This is a genomic window from Flavobacterium sp. 90, assembly GCF_004339525.1.
Classification (GTDB): Bacteria; Bacteroidota; Bacteroidia; order Flavobacteriales; family Flavobacteriaceae; genus Flavobacterium.
In genome coordinates, this window is record NZ_SMGE01000001.1 from 4,322,819 (window position 1) to 4,343,228 (window position 20,410).

General features: G+C 36.1%; 10 protein-coding genes, 2 tRNA genes, 3 rRNA genes and 1 pseudogene. 12 read left to right on the forward strand and 4 right to left on the reverse strand.

Annotation, left to right across the window (positions count from 1 at the left end; all coding sequences use genetic code 11):
* The first annotated feature begins 42 nt into the window (after nucleotides 1-42).
* The gene (gene porV, locus C8C83_RS18105; RefSeq protein ID WP_121329781.1) at nucleotides 43-1,197 is read left to right on the forward strand and encodes a type IX secretion system outer membrane channel protein PorV; all 1,155 of its coding nucleotides are present in this window, start codon (nucleotides 43-45) and stop codon (nucleotides 1,195-1,197) included.
* 249 nt (nucleotides 1,198-1,446) lie between these two features.
* On the forward strand, nucleotides 1,447-2,415 hold the full coding sequence (locus C8C83_RS18110; RefSeq protein WP_121329782.1) for an alpha/beta fold hydrolase: 969 nt from the start codon (nucleotides 1,447-1,449) through the stop codon (nucleotides 2,413-2,415).
* A gap of 107 nt (nucleotides 2,416-2,522) precedes the next feature.
* Here C8C83_RS18110 and C8C83_RS18115 read toward each other — a convergent pair whose 3' ends face one another.
* Nucleotides 2,523-2,897 carry a secretion protein gene (locus tag C8C83_RS18115; RefSeq protein WP_121329783.1) on the reverse strand — a complete coding sequence of 125 codons (375 nt, stop codon included), beginning with the start codon at nucleotides 2,895-2,897 and terminating at the stop codon, nucleotides 2,523-2,525.
* 385 nt (nucleotides 2,898-3,282) lie between these two features.
* On the opposite strand from C8C83_RS18115, the gene C8C83_RS18120 reads away from it, so the two are divergent.
* The gene (locus C8C83_RS18120; protein ID WP_121329784.1) at nucleotides 3,283-4,179 is read left to right on the forward strand and encodes a carbohydrate kinase; all 897 of its coding nucleotides are present in this window, start codon (nucleotides 3,283-3,285) and stop codon (nucleotides 4,177-4,179) included.
* 60 nt (nucleotides 4,180-4,239) lie between these two features.
* Here C8C83_RS18120 and C8C83_RS18125 read toward each other — a convergent pair whose 3' ends face one another.
* Entirely contained in the window at nucleotides 4,240-4,815 is a 576-nt protein-coding gene (locus C8C83_RS18125; RefSeq protein WP_121329785.1) for an NAD(P)-binding domain-containing protein, read from the reverse strand.
* Nucleotides 4,816-6,033: 1,218 nt separating this feature from the next.
* On the opposite strand from C8C83_RS18125, the gene C8C83_RS18130 reads away from it, so the two are divergent.
* The 5 genes from C8C83_RS18130 to rrf all read left to right on the forward strand — a co-directional run bounded on the left by C8C83_RS18130 (nucleotide 6,034) and on the right by rrf (nucleotide 11,272).
* Nucleotides 6,034-7,547, forward strand: a 16S ribosomal RNA gene (locus C8C83_RS18130).
* A 133-nt stretch (nucleotides 7,548-7,680) separates the two neighbouring features.
* Nucleotides 7,681-7,754: transfer RNA gene (locus C8C83_RS18135), tRNA-Ile, on the forward strand.
* A 91-nt stretch (nucleotides 7,755-7,845) separates the two neighbouring features.
* A tRNA-Ala gene (locus tag C8C83_RS18140) sits at nucleotides 7,846-7,919 on the forward strand.
* 183 nt (nucleotides 7,920-8,102) lie between these two features.
* Nucleotides 8,103-10,984 (forward strand): 23S ribosomal RNA (locus tag C8C83_RS18145).
* Between the two features lie 178 nt (nucleotides 10,985-11,162).
* A 5S ribosomal RNA gene (rrf, locus tag C8C83_RS18150) occupies nucleotides 11,163-11,272 on the forward strand.
* The 16S, 23S and 5S rRNA genes sit together here with 2 tRNA genes alongside, the layout of an rRNA operon.
* A gap of 828 nt (nucleotides 11,273-12,100) precedes the next feature.
* Here the strand turns inward: rrf and C8C83_RS27415 are convergent.
* Nucleotides 12,101-12,499 (reverse strand): annotated as a pseudogene (locus C8C83_RS27415) (IS1595 family transposase); the annotation flags it as partial.
* Nucleotides 12,500-12,615: 116 nt separating this feature from the next.
* Nucleotides 12,616-12,993, reverse strand: coding sequence for a hypothetical protein (locus C8C83_RS18160; RefSeq protein WP_121329787.1), 378 nt, complete (start codon nucleotides 12,991-12,993; stop codon nucleotides 12,616-12,618).
* 620 nt (nucleotides 12,994-13,613) lie between these two features.
* On the opposite strand from C8C83_RS18160, the gene C8C83_RS18165 reads away from it, so the two are divergent.
* From C8C83_RS18165 to C8C83_RS18180, 4 genes are all read left to right on the forward strand, one after another.
* Entirely contained in the window at nucleotides 13,614-14,156 is a 543-nt protein-coding gene (locus C8C83_RS18165; RefSeq protein ID WP_121329788.1) for a sigma-70 family RNA polymerase sigma factor, read from the forward strand.
* A gap of 89 nt (nucleotides 14,157-14,245) precedes the next feature.
* A complete protein-coding gene (locus C8C83_RS18170; protein ID WP_121329789.1) occupies nucleotides 14,246-15,307 on the forward strand; it encodes a FecR domain-containing protein in 1,062 nt (353 codons plus the stop codon).
* A gap of 166 nt (nucleotides 15,308-15,473) precedes the next feature.
* Nucleotides 15,474-19,028 carry a SusC/RagA family TonB-linked outer membrane protein gene (locus C8C83_RS18175; protein ID WP_121329790.1) on the forward strand — a complete coding sequence of 1,185 codons (3,555 nt, stop codon included), beginning with the start codon at nucleotides 15,474-15,476 and terminating at the stop codon, nucleotides 19,026-19,028.
* Nucleotides 19,029-19,045: 17 nt separating this feature from the next.
* Nucleotides 19,046-20,401, forward strand: a complete 1,356-nt coding sequence (locus tag C8C83_RS18180; RefSeq protein ID WP_121329791.1) for a RagB/SusD family nutrient uptake outer membrane protein — start codon at nucleotides 19,046-19,048, stop codon at nucleotides 20,399-20,401.
* The last annotated feature ends 9 nt before the right edge of the window (nucleotides 20,402-20,410 follow it).

The window sequence follows — 20,410 nt, forward strand, 5'->3', positions numbered from 1 at the left end:
ACGCATTAAAATTTCAATCAAAAAAATAATTAACAGATACACATGAAAAAAATATATTTTTTATTTTCATTACTCTTTGGAGTTGGAAATTTACTCGCACAAGCACAAAACAGGCCAATTGTCACCGCAGTTCCTTTTTTGCAAGTTTCGGCAGATGCCAGAGCTTCGGGAATGGGAGATTTGGGAGTTGCGACTTCGGCAGATGTCTATTCGCAACAATGGAATGCGGCAAAATACCCATTTGCAGAAAGTAAACTTGGCATAGGATTGAGTTATACACCATATATGTCTTCATTGTCAAATGATACAGGTTTATTGAATCTGAATTTCTTCAATAAGATAAATGAGAGAAGTGCATTTGCATTCAGTTTAAGATATTTTGGAATTGGAGAAACAGTTTTCAAGCAAAATGAAGATGATGCAGGACAAATCGTGAAACCAAACGAATTTGCATTTGACGGATCTTATTCCTTAAAACTAAGCGAAAAGTTTGCAATGTCAGTTACAGGAAGATACATTCGTTCTAATTTAGAAATTCAGCAAGCAAATTCAAACGGACGCGCAGCGAGTTCATTTGCGGTAGACATTGCCGGATATTATCAAACACCGGAAACGGCATTCAAAAACTTTAATGGTATTTGGCGAGGCGGATTTATTGTTTCAAATCTTGGTCCAAAACTTAAATACAATGGAGATTCAGGATCTGAAAGTTTTCTCCCGGCTAATTTAAAAGTAGGTGGAGGTTTTGACTTTATTTTTGATCAGGATAATACATTAGCAACTTCTATAGAATTTAATAAACTATTGGTTCCATCACCACAAAATGACCAAACCAATGTACAATATCAGGATGCCGGATTTGTAAAAGGAGCATTTAATTCCTTTACAGATGCGCCGGGTGGTTTTAGCGAAGAATTAAAAGAAGTTACCTGGGCCGTTGGATTTGAATATTTATACCAAAAAGCTTTTGCTTTAAGAACCGGATATTTTCATGAAAGCAGCGAAAAAGGAGATCGTCAATTCTTTACCCTTGGAGCTGGATTTAAATACAAGAAAGCCAAATTTGATCTTTCTTATTTAAGTTCTGCCGCAAAACAGAAAACACCATTAGATAATATGTTAAGATTCTCTTTGTCTTTTAATATCGGCGATAATGCTGTAACTATTATTGAAGAAAAAGAAAAATCGGCGAATTAATTTAATCAGTTAAATTTTATTTAATAATGATATATTAAAACCTCTAAATTTGATTTAGAGGTTTTTTTTATCAGAAAGCCAGATTTGATATAAGGTTAACCCACATATATTATGCATTACAAAGTTTGGGGCCGTCTTTTTTAATTTTCTTTGATTAATGATTTTAAAAAGTGAAATAAAAAGACCGTATTAAATTAGATGTTGATTGATTTCATAGATTTGTAGTAAATACCATAAAAACTTTTTGTCATGCCACTAATTGAACAATCAGAATATAATTTCCCTTCTATTATTCATCGTAACAGGCATATTTCTACTATTTATGCTGCTTTATTCAAAAAATTTGAAGTTCCGGGATATACAAGAGAAAAACATGAGTTGAGTGACGGAGATTTTATCAATATTGATTTTGTGATAAATGATTCTAAAAAAGCTGTTATTTTATGTCATGGTTTAGAAGGTGATTCACGCAGAACCTACAATAATAGTTGTGCGGCTTATTTTCAGCAGAAGGGTTTTTCTGTTTTCGCTTGGAATAATCGTACTTGTGGCGGAGAAATGAACCGACTTCCAAGACTTTATCATCATGGTGCAGTTGACGACCTTGATGAAGTAGTTCAGTTTGTTTTACAAAAAAAGTTCGAAGATGTTTATTTAATTGGATATTCAATGGGAGGAGTTCAGCTTTTGAATTATTTAGGCTGGACCAAAATCGATAAACGTGTAAAAGCAGCAGTTTCGATTTCAGTGCCAACTCATATTGCAACAAGTGCAGCAGTATTGAAACAAGGCTTTAACAGAGTTTATTTAAAGAATTTCACAATTGATATTAAAAAAAAACTGAAATACAAAGCAGCACAATTTCCTGATTTTATAAATAGCGATCAGATTGATAAAATTACTTCCTTTGATGAGGTTGATCAGTATTTTACAGCACCATTACATGGCTTTGCGAGCCGGGATGACTATTACCATCGTGTTTCTCCTGAGTTTTCTCTTAAAAATATTACTACTCCGGTTTTAATTATCAATTCGCTTGATGATCCTTTTTTAGGAGAAAGATGTTATCCAAGAGCGATTGCTCAAGACAGTTCTTATGTTTATCTGGAAACCCCAAAATACGGAGGACATTGTGCTTTTCCATTGCGGGACTCGACATATTCTTATGTAGAAAAAAGAGCTTACGAGTTTTTTGAATCTTGCAAAGAACCGGTATAACATTGTATCTTTTTTAAGGAAAATAAAAAGATAAAAAAAACAGCCCCATTCAGAGCTGTTCTTAGTCAACTCAAAAATGAGTTGTTCTTAATTGTGGGGGCAAAAAATTAGCGCTGTAAAGAAGGGCACTGTTTTATAGTTTTGTTTTTGACTTTTTTAGCTTCAACATTGATTCGGTGTATTGTAGCTTTGTCATTTTCTATTATCTCCAAAAAATAAATTCCAGAGGAATAGCCTTCTAAACTAATTGTTGATGATATTTCTAAATTGGTTATTTCAGATTCCCTTGCGTAAACTAAATCGTAATTTTGATCAAAAATATTGAAAGATGAATTTTCGGCACTAGCCAGATTAAAGTCTGTTACTTTCCCGTTTCCGGTTGCTATAGTCAAAATATAATCCCGTGGGCCTTCATCAGCATAAGTATAAATTGATGATAATAGTAAGTCACCAATTAAGACTGTTTTGCTAAATTTTGTCATTCTTTAAATGTTTGATTGTCAGTTATAAACGAGGGTGCAAAATTAGAAAAGTATTTCAATTTTTCGCAAAAAATAATGTTTTTTATGGGTGTAAATTGTTGAATTGTAAATATTTAGGTATTTGTATTAAAATATGTGCAGATAGTTCAGGTATATTTGTTTTTTTGTATTGTTTATGTAAAAAAAACCTGCTAAAAATAGAAACAAAAAAAATACTAAATTCATTGCTTTTCAGTTGTATTGCAATAAGATTTGTTTTTAGTGTAAAATATCGATCAAAAACTGTCTGGAACTATAGACAAGAGAAGTTTGTCGCTCGAGTATTTAATTGAAGAAGTTTCTCTATATTTAATAATGAATAACAATAATAGGAAATAATTTTAGAATGAATAACGAAAAAAATCTTAAGGCGGTGGCTTATGGAGAAGTACTTTGGGATGTTTTTGATGGCGAAAAAAAAATTGGCGGAGCACCTTTAAATGTTGCGTTGAGAATGAAAACATTTGGCTGCGATACAACCATGATTAGCTGCGTAGGAAATGATGAAGATGGTAAAGCAATTAAGGAACAAGTGAAAAGTTTGGGACTTGAAACAAATACAATTGGAACTTCAGAGGATTTTCCGACAGGTTTGGTGAATGTTACTTTAAATAATAGTGGATCGGCAAGTTATGAAATCAAATATCCATCGGCCTGGGATAAAATTGTATGGAACGATTTGGCTAAAAAATCAGTACAAGAAGCAGATCTGTTAATTTATGGCAGTTTGGTTTGTCGTGATAAAGTTTCGAGAGACACTTTAAAAGAGTTGCTGAAGACAAAAGCGTATAAAGTTTTTGATGTCAATTTAAGAAAGCCTCATTATACATATGAAATTCTGGAGGAATTAATGAGTTCAGCTAATTTTATTAAGTTTAATGACGAGGAATTGTTAGAAATTGCAAAGGCAATGCAATCACCATTTGATAGTCTGGAAGAAAATATGCACTTCATTGCAGAGAAAACCAAAATAAATGACATATGTGTCACCAAAGGAAAACATGGAGCATTGTTAATGTGGAAAGGAAAACTTTATAATAATGGTGGTTATCCCGTTAAAGTAGCTGATAGCGTAGGAGCAGGTGATTCATTTTTGGCAGCATTAATCACATCTTTGCTTACTAATAAACCACCACAAAAGTCAATTGATTTTGCATGCGCGATCGGAGCGTTAGTTGCTGAAGCACCAGGAGCAAATCCGGAAATTTCGCCTTCTAGAATCGAGAGCTTGATGGGGAATTAAAATAAAAGCGGATTTCAAGTCAGATTTTATATTTCTTAAAGAGTATTATTTAAAGAACAGTTATATAAACTGCTCTTTGTTTTTATTCATTTCCATATTTTGGAGATGTACTCTGTTGGAAAGATCAACAGGTGAGAATTTTAATTTTTTTAAAAACTCCCTTATAGAGTTTCTGGAATCTTTATGATCTGCTATAAAAAATATCTCTTCTCTATCTTTTTGTTGTACACATGTATTGTTCGTCTTAAAATTAACCGGATTAAATAGCTTTACAACATGAGCCTCAGGAAACAAAGAAGCAGTTGTTTTATAAGTCATAGCATTAGTAATGCTTGATAAAAGCAACTGAGGATCAAATATCAAACCACTGGTATGAACGATTAATTTCCCTGTCATATCTGGTAGGTTCTCTTTTAGCTTCTCCAGATCATCTTTAGGAATAAACAATACTATTATTTCTGTAGTAACGGCTTCCTGAAGAGAACCAAGTTGAATATGTGGTCCCATTTTTTCAACAATATCCCTCACAAGACTATTTCCTTTAGGATTATATATTATAACATCATATCCCTCGTTCGCCGATCTGACAGCTAATTCCATCGTAAGACTGCTGATTCCTATAATTCCAATTTTCATAATCTTTGGGGTTTAATTACTATCTCTTTACTTGCACTAAAGAACGCTTCTTATATACTGGAATGCCATTTAGTTTCTTTTTTTGAAATACAGTTAAATTTAGTATAATTACTTGGTTTGATATCAGGTGTTTATACTTGTTTTTGAATCTTTTTTTGTGTTTTAATTGGTTTCAGAAGCTTTATAAATCATCATTAATAATTAGTTTAACAATAATTAAGATTTTATAGAGGGATACATATATATAAGTATAAAACCACACTCCTAATATATAAGGAAGAATCTCGATCCACAACCCGACGGGTTTCAAAAACCTGTCGGGGTTATTATTTGTACATATATATAAGAGTAGTCTTTGTCCAGCTGAGCGAAGTCGAAGCTTTTACGATAAGTATAAGGAGCTATTTCCCGCTATCCACTTCAATCTTTTGTGCCGAACCCCGGCACAAAAGGATTTCCGCTATTATCGGGGCTAGTGCAGAGGTTTTCAAAAGAAAGATCAGTCATGAAAATAAAAACTTAGCGCCTTTGCGTCTTTGCGAGATTAAAAAAGCCAAAGAAATCAAGTATAACGTCTTTGTGAGATTAAGAAAACGCCAATAAACCCCGGCTTAGCGATCTTCTTAAAACGCATCCAAACAAAAAGAATCTTTGCATCTTTGCGTTAAAAACGCCCCAAAAGCATAAAATCCCAAAAACAGAGAAAAAACTTTGAGTTGTAAAAAACTCCAAACCAGCTACTTATAAAATATATTAAAAATAGTTTAAAAAAAGGCTTGTAAATGTAAATAAACTACCTACTTTTGCACCCGCAACAGCGATAGACGTTCACAGAAATACTGACAAGCAAACGAATTAAAACGAAAAATTTATTTTCAAAAAAAGATTCCAAAAAGCTTGTGAGATTCGAAAAGGGATATTACATTTGCACCCCGAAAAACAGGGAAAGTTCATTGAAAGATTGGTAAGTTGAGAAGTTAAAAAGAAACGAAAATTTTCTTTAAAAAAACTTCAAAAAACATTTGCCAGTTAGAAATAAGTTTTCTACTTTTGCACCCGCTTTGAGAAACAAGCGAAACAAAAAAGAAACACGTTCGTAGACATATTGAATTGACAGCCGTTTTAACAGAGATGTTAAAACAAAAGAATAAGAGTAATAGAATCGAGAGATTCGAAAAGAACCGATAGAGAAAACATCGCAATATAATATTAAAATATACGATGAAGAGTTTGATCCTGGCTCAGGATGAACGCTAGCGGCAGGCTTAACACATGCAAGTCGAGGGGTATAGTTCTTCGGAGCTAGAGACCGGCGCACGGGTGCGTAACGCGTATGCAATCTACCTTTTACAGAGGGATAGCCCAGAGAAATTTGGATTAATACCTCATAGTATAGCTGAATCGCATGATTCTACTATTAAAGTCACAACGGTAAAAGATGAGCATGCGTCCCATTAGCTAGTTGGTAAGGTAACGGCTTACCAAGGCTACGATGGGTAGGGGTCCTGAGAGGGAGATCCCCCACACTGGTACTGAGACACGGACCAGACTCCTACGGGAGGCAGCAGTGAGGAATATTGGACAATGGGCGCAAGCCTGATCCAGCCATGCCGCGTGCAGGATGACGGTCCTATGGATTGTAAACTGCTTTTATACGAGAAGAAACACTCCAACGTGTTGGAGCTTGACGGTATCGTAAGAATAAGGATCGGCTAACTCCGTGCCAGCAGCCGCGGTAATACGGAGGATCCAAGCGTTATCCGGAATCATTGGGTTTAAAGGGTCCGTAGGCGGTTTAATAAGTCAGTGGTGAAAGCCCATCGCTCAACGGTGGAACGGCCATTGATACTGTTAAACTTGAATTATTAGGAAGTAACTAGAATATGTAGTGTAGCGGTGAAATGCTTAGAGATTACATGGAATACCAATTGCGAAGGCAGGTTACTACTAATGGATTGACGCTCATGGACGAAAGCGTGGGTAGCGAACAGGATTAGATACCCTGGTAGTCCACGCCGTAAACGATGGATACTAGCTGTTGGAAGCAATTTCAGTGGCTAAGCGAAAGTGATAAGTATCCCACCTGGGGAGTACGTTCGCAAGAATGAAACTCAAAGGAATTGACGGGGGCCCGCACAAGCGGTGGAGCATGTGGTTTAATTCGATGATACGCGAGGAACCTTACCAAGGCTTAAATGTAGTTTGACCGATTTGGAAACAGATTTTTCGCAAGACAAATTACAAGGTGCTGCATGGTTGTCGTCAGCTCGTGCCGTGAGGTGTCAGGTTAAGTCCTATAACGAGCGCAACCCCTGTTGTTAGTTGCCAGCGAGTCATGTCGGGAACTCTAACAAGACTGCCAGTGCAAACTGTGAGGAAGGTGGGGATGACGTCAAATCATCACGGCCCTTACGCCTTGGGCTACACACGTGCTACAATGGCCGGTACAGAGAGCAGCCACTGGGCGACCAGGAGCGAATCTATAAAACCGGTCACAGTTCGGATCGGAGTCTGCAACTCGACTCCGTGAAGCTGGAATCGCTAGTAATCGGATATCAGCCATGATCCGGTGAATACGTTCCCGGGCCTTGTACACACCGCCCGTCAAGCCATGGAAGCTGGGGGTGCCTGAAGTCGGTGACCGCAAGGAGCTGCCTAGGGTAAAACTGGTAACTAGGGCTAAGTCGTAACAAGGTAGCCGTACCGGAAGGTGCGGCTGGAACACCTCCTTTCTAGAGCCTCGAATGTTAGTTGACTTGTCAACACGTTGAGGAAAAAAGATGTCTATTTATAGGTTCTGAATATTAAGATTCAATTACTCTTGCTGTTAATTTAAAAAAATAATGAAAAACTTAAGAAAAACAGAGTCTCGTAGCTCAGCTGGTTAGAGTACTACACTGATAATGTAGGGGTCGGCAGTTCGAGTCTGCCCGGGACTACTATTTAACTTGAGAAAAAAAGGAAATTTTAGAAGTTGAGCGTTTATGAGTGAATTCATAACTCATAATTCATAACTCATCATTTAAAAATGGGGGATTAGCTCAGCTGGCTAGAGCGCCTGCCTTGCACGCAGGAGGTCAACGGTTCGACTCCGTTATTCTCCACTGATTTAGTTGTCAGTTGATAGTTTAAAGTTGATAGGTTTACCTAATAACTAAAAACAAACAACCAAATAAAAGTTCATTGACATATTGAGATAAGAAAATAATAAAAAGTAGAAAGCGTTTTTTACAATTTATTGTAAAAGACAAAAAAAAACGGTCTTGTTTTAAATAACAAGATTGGTACAATAAGCAAAATAAGGGCGTATGGGGGATGCCTAGGCTCTCAGAGGCGATGAAAGGCGTGATAAGCTGCGAAAAGCTACGGGGACGGGCACACACCGATTGATCCGTAGATACCTGAATGGGGCAACCCACTATGTTGAAGACATAGTACACCGATAGGTGGGCAAACCCGCTGAACTGAAACATCTAAGTAGGCGGAGGAGAAGAAAACAAAAGTGATTCCGTAAGTAGTGGCGAGCGAACGCGGATTAGCCCAAACCAATGATGTTACGGCATTGTTGGGGTTGTAGGACCACGACATTTTATGTACAAGGAACCGGAAGTTACTGGAAAGTGACGCCATAGAGGGTGATAGCCCCGTATGGGTAACAAGTATAATAGATAGTGGTATCCTGAGTAGGGCGGGGCACGTGAAACCCTGTCTGAATTTGGCGGGACCATCCGCTAAGGCTAAATACTCCTGAGAGACCGATAGTGAACCAGTACCGTGAGGGAAAGGTGAAAAGAACCGTGAATAACGGAGTGAAATAGATCCTGAAACCATACGCTTACAAGCGGTCGGAGCCCTTTCGTGGGGTGACGGCGTGCCTTTTGCATAATGAGCCTACGAGTTAACGTTGCTGGCAAGGTTAAGTGGTTAAGCCACGGATCCGTAGCGAAAGCGAGTCTGAATAGGGCGCTTTAGTCAGTAGTGTTAGACGCGAAACCGTGTGATCTACCCATGGGCAGGATGAAGCTGTGGTAACACACAGTGGAGGTCCGAACCGGTTGACGTTGAAAAGTCTTCGGATGACCTGTGGGTAGGGGTGAAAGGCCAATCAAACTCGGAAATAGCTCGTACTCCCCGAAATGCATTTAGGTGCAGCGTTATGTTTAAAGTTATATAGAGGTAGAGCTACTGATTGGATGCGGGGGCTTCACCGCCTACCAATTCCTGACAAACTCCGAATGCTATATAATGTTTCATAACAGTGAGGGCTTGGGTGCTAAGGTCCAAGTCCGAGAGGGAAAGAACCCAGACCATCAGCTAAGGTCCCCAAATATACGCTAAGTTGAAAGAACGAGGTTTGTCTGCCCAGACAGCTAGGATGTTGGCTTGGAAGCAGCCATTCATTTAAAGAGTGCGTAACAGCTCACTAGTCGAGCGGACGAGCATGGATAATAATCGGGCATAAGCGTATTACCGAAGCTATGGATTTACAAGCAATTGTAAGTGGTAGGGGAGCATTCTAACAGGGTTGAAGGTGTATCGTAAGGTATGCTGGACTGGTTAGAAAAGAAAATGTAGGCATAAGTAACGATAATGCGGGCGAGAAACCCGCACACCGAAAAACTAAGGTTTCCACAGCTATGCTAATCAGCTGTGGGTTAGTCTGGTCCTAAGGCGAACCCGAAAGGGACAGTCGATGGCTAACGGGTTAATATTCCCGTACTACTAATTACTGTGATGGGGTGACGGAGTGATGAAAGCGCCGCGAACTGACGGAATAGTTCGTTGAAGTACCTACCTATAAGATCTGCAGGCAAATCCACAGATCTTGGGGAAATACGATAGTACTCGGAGTCTTCGGACAAAGAGATAGTGCGCCTAAGGGCTTCCAAGAAAAACCTCTAAACTTCAGGTAATTAGTACCAGTACCGTAAACCGACACAGGTAGTTGAGGAGAGAATCCTAAGGTGCTCGAGAGATTCATGGCTAAGGAATTAGGCAAAATAGACCTGTAACTTCGGGAGAAAGGTCGCCAGCGCAAGCTGGCCGCAGTGAAGAGGTCCAGGCGACTGTTTATCAAAAACACAGGGCTCTGCAAAATCGTAAGATGAAGTATAGGGCCTGACACCTGCCCGGTGCTGGAAGGTTAAGAGGAGATGTTATCTTCGGAGAAGCATTGAATTGAAGCCCCAGTAAACGGCGGCCGTAACTATAACGGTCCTAAGGTAGCGAAATTCCTTGTCGGGTAAGTTCCGACCTGCACGAATGGTGTAACGATCTGGACACTGTCTCAGCCATGAGCTCGGTGAAATTGTAGTAACGGTGAAGATGCCGTTTACCCGCAGTGGGACGAAAAGACCCTGTGCACCTTTACTATAGCTTAGTATTGACCTTGGATAAATGATGTGTAGGATAGGTTGGAGACTGTGAAGTGGCGTCGCCAGGCGTTGTGGAGTCATTGTTGAAATACAACCCTTTGTTTATCTGAGGCCTAACCCCATATTGTGGGGGACATTGCTTGGTGGGTAGTTTGACTGGGGTGGTCGCCTCCAAAAGAGTAACGGAGGCTTCTAAAGGTTCCCTCAGTACGCTTGGTAACCGTGCGTAGAGTGCAATGGCATAAGGGAGCTTGACTGAGAGACATACAGGTCGATCAGGTACGAAAGTAGAGCATAGTGATCCGGTGGTTCCGCATGGAAGGGCCATCGCTCAAAGGATAAAAGGTACGCCGGGGATAACAGGCTGATCTCCCCCAAGAGCTCATATCGACGGGGGGGTTTGGCACCTCGATGTCGGCTCGTCACATCCTGGGGCTGGAGAAGGTCCCAAGGGTTGGGCTGTTCGCCCATTAAAGTGGCACGCGAGCTGGGTTCAGAACGTCGTGAGACAGTTCGGTCTCTATCTACTGTGGGCGTTAGAAATTTGAGTGGATCTGATTCTAGTACGAGAGGACCGAATTGGACAAACCTCTAGTGTATCTGTTGTCCCGCCAGGGGCACCGCAGAGTAGCTACGTTTGGAAGGGATAAGCGCTGAAAGCATATAAGCGCGAAACCCACCACAAGATGAGATTTCTTTTAAGGATCGTGGAAGATGACCACGTTGATAGGCTATAGATGTAAAGGCAGTAATGTCATAGTCGAGTAGTACTAATAATCCGTAAGCTTATGTACACCTTTTCCCGCACCGCAAGGTGCGGGGAGAAACTTTCTAAAATAGTAAATAAAAGTACTTTTCTTTATCTCAGTATGTTAAAATATTTGCTCGACGCAAGAGCAGTTGATGGTTAATAGTTGATAGTTGTTGGAGAAATCCATCAACCGACAACCAGAAACCAACAACTAACAACCTTAAGGTGGTTATTGCGGCGGGGCTCACCTCTTCCCATCCCGAACAGAGTAGTTAAGCCCGCCTGCGCAGATGGTACTGCAGTTATGTGGGAGAGTATGTCGTCGCCTTTCTTTAAAGAATCCTCATCATTTATTTGATGAGGATTTTTTGTTTTATATAAATTTCTTAAGTAAAATAGCTGGTTTACCGCAAAGGACGCAAAGTTTTTTTGTTATAGATTATGCTCATTAAACGCAAAGTTCGCAAAGCTTTATCAATATAGCTTGGCGAACTTTGCGTTTATATAAAACCTTACTAATAAAAAAAAATTACGCCCTTTGGGGTTAAAATAATTAGTAAATACAAAATATTTTATGTTTCTGCGCAGGTTTTTGTGTTGATCCAAAATACGCTAAGAGGTATTTTCTGTATTTAAATGGGTCTGGATATTTAAAGTTCGGTTTAGTAGCGCATACAACAAAAAAAGGAATGAAAAGTCTTTTTAAGGGTTGAAATTTGGAATTTTATCTTGAAGTTTTAGAATTGGAATTTCTGATAAAAAAGTAAATCTCTTTTTTAAACCAGAGCGCGTTAGGGATGGAAGCGGTATCCTTTTGTGATAAACTACACTTCTTCTGTTTTTCTAAAGCCCTATCACAAAAGATTTAGCGGACAGCCCGACCCGCCGGGAAACGCCATAAAGAAAATTTGTAATCAAAGCTGTGATAAAATACTAATATTATTCTAGATTTTATATTTTTGTGACGCTATCAATAGTCTAAAATAAGTGTATAAGTAGGAATGGTAAAATTAAAGAGAATCAAACGAAGTTAAACGAATCTAAGTAGGACATGTTTCAATTAGATATTGTTTTATGTGTGGTTTTAATAATCCTGTTACTTAATGCGAATTTTCTTTTTCGAATCTGTGAATTTTTCCATTTCCCTAAGAAATTCAGAATCAAATTCGGAATAAGGTCTTAAGAGATATTTTTCATCTCTTTGCTGCATTACAAAACGAATTTTTTGAACCATTAACCAAATTGGCTCGTAACGTTTATGACCTAAGAGGTATTGTAGTTGTAGTATAGAAAATCTTCTTTTGGATAGTGTCATTAATTCTATGCAGATCATCCAATATTTAAAAGGCAAGTTTGAATTCTCCATAACTGTGCCAGATCGAAGGCCAATTCTTTTTCCGCACTTAGTGCATTGAAATTTTAAGTCAACTCTTCTGAAAGAATGTATATTATTTGAACATTTCTTGCAAACTAAGCCATTTTTTAGACGCTTATTTTTGAAATCTTCGATGCAGGTTTCTTCATTGTGATATTTTTCGAAATATCCCTGTAATTCCATTATTGAAATATTTGTTTTATGGATTAAATATAAGAAACCTATATCTAAAAAAAAAACATCATAAATTAAAAAGAGAATATTTAAGTAAATATTCTCTTTTAATTTAACAACAACAATTATAGTTTACTTACTATTTCTTTTTTATATTTATTAAGTATAGACTTTGTCAAACCAAGATTTGCTTTAGTAGAATCAACAGCTAAATAAATAAAATATTCTCCATTATCAGAAACGTCAATAATATGAATTTGAGAAGTAAGAGTAATCATAATACTGTCAATTACCTGATTTTTTAGATCTAAAGCTTTTATTGCATTCATTTTTGCTTTAACGACTTCGAGATTATATGCAGAAGCTAATTCAGGGTCAAAATCACTCACAACAGATTGAGTATAATATGACATTCCGTTTTTGATTTCGGTTACGGCAACTGCGATAAAGCCGTCTACATTTTTTTTGAGATCTTCTCCGAATTGTTTTAAAAAATCAGACATATTCTTAGTTTAATTTAAAATTTTAAAATTCTTTTTTCCAAGGGTAAAATTATAGATCCAAATTTGTTTAATTATCCGCAATGCGTACCTAAATTTGATTTTTATCAAGGTTAATTGTAAATCCTTAATAATTTATAATTGAATGATTAATATAGCCTTTAATACTCATTAGTAGTTGAAGTAGCTTCTAATGAAGAAAAATGAAAAAAGGACTTTTCGCTTCTTTTATCTTTCGACAAATAGCATTAAATACTCGAACCGAAATTCGGTATAAAGGATCAAATAAGAGTTTTTAATTTTGTGTAGAAAAAACAAGTTTTTGATGGAATTTTGCGCAACCGAGAATTTTTTATTTTTTTTTGATAGGCAATTATTACAAATAATTTTGCTACTTGAATTTGATTTTATAAAACAAGGAAATAATTAATAATCTAAATTTGATGAAATTGCCGAAGAGTAAGTTTTTAATGGTAAATTTTGAATAAATAGATAAAATGCTATGTTATTTTTATCTTTTTGGTAATTTTTTTAAAAGATTAAAATATTTTTTAAAAATAAATTAGGAGTGTTTGAAATTATTTAGTTTTGTGAAAGTAACTCATAAAACGGGTTTATCTTGAATGGAGAATGTTAAGAAAGATATAGATCTGTGGAGTCAAATCAAAAAAGGAGATGTCGATGCATATCATAAATTATATGATCGGTACGTAGATCTCTTATATACTTTTGGGATAAATTATACCAATGACGAAGCTTTAGTACAAGATGCAATTCATGATATTTTTGTAGATCTTTATCGTTACCGTAAAAATCTTGCAGATGAAGTTATTGTTAAATCGTATTTGTTTAAATCGATTCAGCGTGATATTTTCAAAAAATTAAAATCTCAAACCAAAGTGGTACGTTTGGATTCTGTTGCCGAAGGTATTTATAAAACCGACTCAGCAGAAGATGAACTTATATCCAGTGAAACCACATTCACAAAACACGCAAATCTGGCATTGGCTTTAACTTCTTTAAGCAAAAAACAGCGTCAGGCTTTGCATCTTAGATTTACTGAAGATCAATCTTATGAAGAAATTTCTTCTACTTTAGAAATTACCTTAGAATCCTGCAGAACCTTAATTTACAGGGCTTTGAAGGAACTTAGAAAGAAACTTTAAAAAAACTTTAAAAAAAGATTAAATTTTTTGTCTATGTTTTTGCTTTTTGTTTCTCTTACTAATATAGAGAATCTAAAAAGAAAAATATTTTGTACCCAAATTTCAAAATTTTATCAAAAGAAACCAATGCTGATTTAAAATCAAAAATCGCAGAAAGTATTGCATTTGAAAAACAGCGCGCCAGAAGAAAAAGACTTCGAACAATTTCGTGGAGTGCGGCTGCCGTATTGTTAATTTTCTTTGGACTTTTTGCAGGTTTGATTACCAGCAAACAAGAACCACAATTTGTGTCAATTAGTTCAATCGAGCAATTTGCAAAAAGCACAGAAAAAGCTTCTTTTGAAAAAAGTAAAGATATAAAACTGGTTTTGGCAAATCAGGAAGCTATTACCGTTGGAGACAGTACGACAATTGCCTACGATGCGTCAGGAAATAAAGTAAATGTTAACAACAAACAAATCGATCAGAAGAATTCTGCAGAAGCGCAATTCAACACGGTTTTAGTTCCCTACGGAAAACGAGCTCATTTGAGTTTGGCAGACGGAACTTTAGTCTGGCTGAATTCAGGCTCAAAGTTAATTTATCCAACGGCATTTAATACCAAAAACAGAGAAGTGTTTTTGGAAGGCGAAGGAATTTTTGATGTAGCGCACAATGCCGAAAAACCATTTTTTGTGAGAGCAGCCAATAATTATAGTGTTCGAGTTTTAGGAACATTATTTAATGTGAGTTGTTATCCTACTGATGCAAAAGTTTCGACAGCATTATTACGTGGAAAAGTAAAAGTAGCTTACGCGAAAAAAGGATTTTTTAGCAGCGATACTTTGCAAACTATTCTTAAACCGGGAATGATTGCTTCTTTAGACAAAAGGAATCAAAGCATTAAAACGACAGTTCAAAATGTGGAACCATTATTTTCATGGAGAAAAGGATATTATGAGTTTTCGCAGGAAAAACTTCCATTGGTTTTAGACAAATTAACGCGCTATTACAATGTTTCTTTTGTAATGAAAGCAAAAGATCAAAACGAAACATATTCAGGTGCATTTAAACTGAATGACGATTTAGATAAAGTGGTTAAAACATTAGAAGCAACAACAGGTCTTGAGTTTGTTTATGATGAAACAACCCGAAAAATTACTATTAATTAAAAAATGCTAATGACTAAAATTATGAAGTGCCTATGATATAAAAAAGAAGAAAAAAAACATAGCTAATTTAACCAGACCAAAAAAAAACCAAAAGATGCTCGAACATCTCTTGGCTTATGTAAATTTTAATTGCGAATGCAATTATTGAAATAACTAAAACAAAATTATGAATAAAAATCATGATATAGGCTTTCTATTGCCTAAAAAAATCATCAACCTTACTTTTATTTTAATTATGAGAGTATTCATTTTAGTTCTGTATTTAGGATTAACCAGTATTTATGCTAATAGTGCCAAAGCACAAAATGAAATCTCAGTAAAGGTTCAGGGAGCTTCGCTGCAAACCCTCTTTTCTACTATTCAACAAAAAAGCGATTACGTATTTTTTTATAATGATGACTTAATTTCATCTACCAAAAAAGTTAATTTAAATCAATACGGAACAGTTGAGCAAATCTTAAAAACTGCTTTAGCCAATACAGGATTAACGTACAGTATTATAGATAAGCAGATTGTAATTAGAAAAGTCAAAAAAGTACAAGAAGAAGAATATGAACTTAGCGGTATTGTTACCGATAAAAACGGAAATCCGTTAATAGGCGTAAACGTAGTGTTATTGCGTAATAAAAACTGGGATATTACACGTGAAAAAGGAGAATTCAGAATGACAGTTGTTGCAAGTGATTCACTCCGATTTGATTATTTAGGATACAAATCACAAAAGATTGCCGTAAACAATAGAAAATTCGTAAAAGCAGTATTGTCTCAAGATGTAATGGAATTGACAGGAGTTGAAGTTGTAGCATCAAACGGATATACTGATATTCCTAAAGAACGAGTAACAGGATCTTTTGAAGTAATGGGAGCCAAAGAACTTGCGCAAGTACCAACTGTAGATCTTGCATCAAGACTGGAAGGAAAAATGGCAGGCGTAAATGTTGATCCAAGAACCGGTAATATTACCATTAGAGGAACCAATAGTTATAGTGTAACTTCTCCGTTGATCGTTATCGATGGTTTTCCACAACCTATAAATGATTTTAGTTTTAGCAGAAGAGGAGTTTCAGGTTCGTCAATCTTAAGTTACCTTAATCCTGATGATGTAGAAAGTGTTACCGTATTAAAAGATGCTGCGGCGGCTTCTATTTGGGGTTCTCGTGCGGCAAATGGAGTTGTTGTTGTTGTAACCAAAAAAGGTAAAAAAGGAGAGCCGGTAATCAATTTTAGCACCACTACAACAATGGGTGATAAAATGAATTTGGGCAAATTGCGTGTCATGGATACAAAGCAATACATTGATTACGAAAAAGACCTGGTTGCAGGCGGATTTGTATCAGATGATATCAGCAACTGGCAGGCTAAAAACCCAAGTGCAGCTCAGGAAATTATGTTTCAGCAACAAAGAGGAACCATTTCTATGGCACAAAGAGATCAATTGTTAGACAAATTAGCTCAAAATGATAATTTAGGTCAAATAAGTAAATATTTATTACGAAGCTCCATAACTACACAATATGATTTATCTCTTAACGGAGGAACAGAGAAAAGCTCGTATTACTTGTCTTTAGGATATAATAAAGATGAGGCTGCAATGAGAGGAAACGAATCTAAATCGTACAATATAACTTTAAACAACTCTTTTCAAATTAAAAGTTTTTTAAAATTAAATACCGGTTTCAATTATGTTTCGTCTAGTTTTCAGGCAAATAATACAGTTAATGAAGCCTTGTCAAATGTATCTTCTTCGGCATTGCGTCCTTATGATATGATTGCTGATGAAAACGGAAAAGGAATTGACCGCTACATTATTTTCAGACCAGAAGTAGCAAAAGGATTTGAAGCACAAGGATATTTGCCTTGGAGTTATAATTATCTTGATGAGTTAAATTATTCTAACGTAATTACAAAAGGAGCCAACATTAGATTAAATGCAAGTTTAACGGCTACAGTTACAAACTGGTTAAATTTTGAAGCAGCAGGAATGTTTACTTCTATTCAAAATAAAACCAGATCATTAAGTGAATTAGACAGTTATTATTCCAGAAATGCAATCAATGAAGCAACTTCTGTAGATACGTCTGGTAAATTGGTTTATGGAATTCCGGTTGGATCTTACTTATACAACACACTTTCTGACAATGAATCTCAAAGTATGCGTATTCAAATGAATATCAATAAGAATTTTAATGAAAACAATGGTTTACACTTTTTAGCTGGTTCAGAAATCAGAGAAGAACGCAGAGAAGGATCAAGCCAAAGATTTTACGGTTACAATACCGATACAAATTCCGGACAATCTGTAAATCCAACAGAATATTATACGACTATTTACGGATGGCAGACTATTATAGGAACTTCGGATAATAGTATTTCTAAATACAGAGACCGTTATTTATCTTATTATGGTTTAGGTTCTTATGATTTCATGAACAGATATCACGTTTCAGGAAGTGTACGTTTTGATGATTACAATTTATTAGGAGCTTCAAGAAAAAACAGAGCATTACCATTATGGTCCGTAGGAGGAAAGTGGGATGTTAATAAAGAATTCTTTCTAAGAGAGGTAAACTGGTTGAATAATTTATCTGCAAGAATAACCTATGGTAAATCAGGAAGTGCTCCAGGTGGTGGTTTTGGAAGTCAAAGTGCTATAATTGGCGTTGGATCAATTGATTATAATACACAATTGCCAACAGCTTATATTTCATTGCCGGAGAATCCAAATATCAGATGGGAAACTACATCAACACTTAATTTTGGTTTAGATTATGCAGTTTTAAATAATCGCTTACGCGGAAGTGTCGATTTATACTATAAAAAGTCAAAAGATATTCTAACAAATTTACCGTTTAACCCAACTTATGGCTGGCCTTATTTGAACTATAATACCGCTTCATTAGACGGACATGGAGTAGATGTAAACCTTGGCGGACTTATTGTGAACTCCGCTTTCAAATGGAACAGTACTCTTACTTTTGCTTACAACACAAATAAAGTAACAGATTCTCGTTTTATTGCCACAAGTACCAATCAATATTTTGGATCAGCTCCAATAGTAGGTACTACTTTAACCACACTTTATGCTTATAAATGGGCAGGTCTGGATGCAACAGGACAGTCTACAGTTTATAAAAACGACGGTACAATTGTAAATGCATCACAAGGAATATCTGCAATTGACAAAAGCGATTTGAAAAAAATGGGAACTACCGTTGCACCATATTTCGGTGGATTCATGAATGATTTCTCATTTAAAAATTTCACAATGGCAGTTCAGATTACTTATTATGCAGGTAACGTTTTTAGAAATACAGTATTACAAAACTATCCATCTTATTCAGGAGTTCAGTATGGTGCTGTTGCAAAAGACGAATTGATTGCCAACAGATGGAGACAAGCCGGAGACGAAGCTAATACAAATGTTCCTGGTTTAGCAAACATTAGTTATAACAGTTTAAACAGATATCAAAACGCTGATATTAATGTTTTGCCTGGAGATAATATCAGATTACAACAAGTTTCAGTGGGTTATAATGTTCCGTCAAAATATTTAGATAGAACTTTTATAAAGTCATTAAGTTTCAATTTTGCTGCGAGAAATTTAGGTTTATTATGGGTTAAAAATGATTTAGGTATTGATCCTCAATACTTATCAAATGGTAACTACAATACACTGGCGCCTCAACGTAATTATACTTTACAATTTAATTGTAGTTTTTAATTTTAAAAAATAGACTTATGAAATTTCTAAAATTCACACTATATATATTCTTGCCAATATTTCTATTCAACTCTTGTAGAGATTATGTTGAAGTAGAACCGGTAGGAAACAACAGAATCTTAAAATATACTTCTGATTACAGAGGTTTGGCAAACAACTACAACGACCTGAGTGGCTCAGGAGGAATTTATCTTTTGGCTGATGCCGATGTAGAATTCCCGACAAGCTATGAAAGTAAGGTTTCAAACATTTGGGGAAACAGTTACAGCTGGCAGGAAAGAATATTTGATCCTTCACAAGGCGATTCAGGTTGGGATGGTTTATACAAAACAGTTTATTACAGCAATGTGATCATAAACGGTGTAATGTCAAGCCAAAACGGAACTGAAGCACAGAAAAAAGAAATTTATGCTGAAGCTTTTGTTCACAGAGCATTTGCTTATTTGCAATTGGTAAATACATACGGACCACAATTTGATCCAACTTCTGCCAATTCAGAAAAAGCAGTTCCACTATTATTAAAACCGGAATTATTCTCTTCTCTTGAAAGAAGCACTGTTGGACAAGTTTACGATCAGATTCTTTCTGACTTAAAAGATGCATTAGCAAATAACATTCAGGATAATCCGGATTTTAATGTACTTCCTTCAAAAAAAGCCGTTTATGCTTTATTGGCGAGAACGTATCTTTATATGGGATCGTATCAGTTGAGTTTGGATAATGCGCAAAAAGCATTGGCGATGCAAAATACTTTAAACGATTTAAAAACATTTGCCTCAGGATATAGTTATCCGGTTTTGATCCAGAATCCAGAAGTTATATTTTCAAAAACGCTATTACCAACTTACAATGGAGCGCCTTTGTCTACAGAGTTGTTAAACAGTTTTGAAAGCAATGATTTACGCTACAATTATTACACGATTCCAGGAACTAATTTGTTTCCATCATTCACTGGACGAGGATTTGGAATCGCAGCATATAGTTACACAAACGGAGTAAATGTTGGAGTATCTGTTCCTGAAATGTATTTAATTTCGGCCGAATGTTATGCAAGATTAGGACAAACACAACTGGCAGTTGACAATTTGAATATCTTAAGAGCAAAACGTTACAAAACAGGTACAACTTATCAGTTAAGTGCTTCTACAAAGGCAGAAGCTTTGAATCTGGCATTAACAGAAAGACAAAAAGAACTTATTGGAAGAGGATTCCGTTGGTTTGATCAACGCAGATTAAACTTAGATCCTGCTTTTCAAAAAACATATACCAGAGTTTTTAAAACAGTGACTTATACACTTGAGCCAAATAGTCGCGGATATGTATTTCCAATTAATCAAAACTATATTGATTTAAATCCTGAATTGGGTAAATAAAAAAAACAA

Coding starts and splice junctions, on each gene's coding strand:
- C8C83_RS18125 (WP_121329785.1), bottom strand. CDS start 4,815: ATGAAAATTGGAATTATAGGAATCAGCAGTCTTACGATGGAATTAGCT.
- C8C83_RS18180 (WP_121329791.1), top strand. CDS start 19,046: ATGAAATTTCTAAAATTCACACTATATATATTCTTGCCAATATTTCTA.
- C8C83_RS18115 (WP_121329783.1), bottom strand. CDS start 2,897: ATGACAAAATTTAGCAAAACAGTCTTAATTGGTGACTTACTATTATCA.
- C8C83_RS18120 (WP_121329784.1), top strand. CDS start 3,283: ATGAATAACGAAAAAAATCTTAAGGCGGTGGCTTATGGAGAAGTACTT.
- porV (WP_121329781.1), top strand. CDS start 43: ATGAAAAAAATATATTTTTTATTTTCATTACTCTTTGGAGTTGGAAAT.
- C8C83_RS18175 (WP_121329790.1), top strand. CDS start 15,474: ATGAATAAAAATCATGATATAGGCTTTCTATTGCCTAAAAAAATCATC.
- C8C83_RS18110 (WP_121329782.1), top strand. CDS start 1,447: ATGCCACTAATTGAACAATCAGAATATAATTTCCCTTCTATTATTCAT.
- C8C83_RS18165 (WP_121329788.1), top strand. CDS start 13,614: ATGGAGAATGTTAAGAAAGATATAGATCTGTGGAGTCAAATCAAAAAA.
- C8C83_RS18160 (WP_121329787.1), bottom strand. CDS start 12,993: ATGTCTGATTTTTTAAAACAATTCGGAGAAGATCTCAAAAAAAATGTA.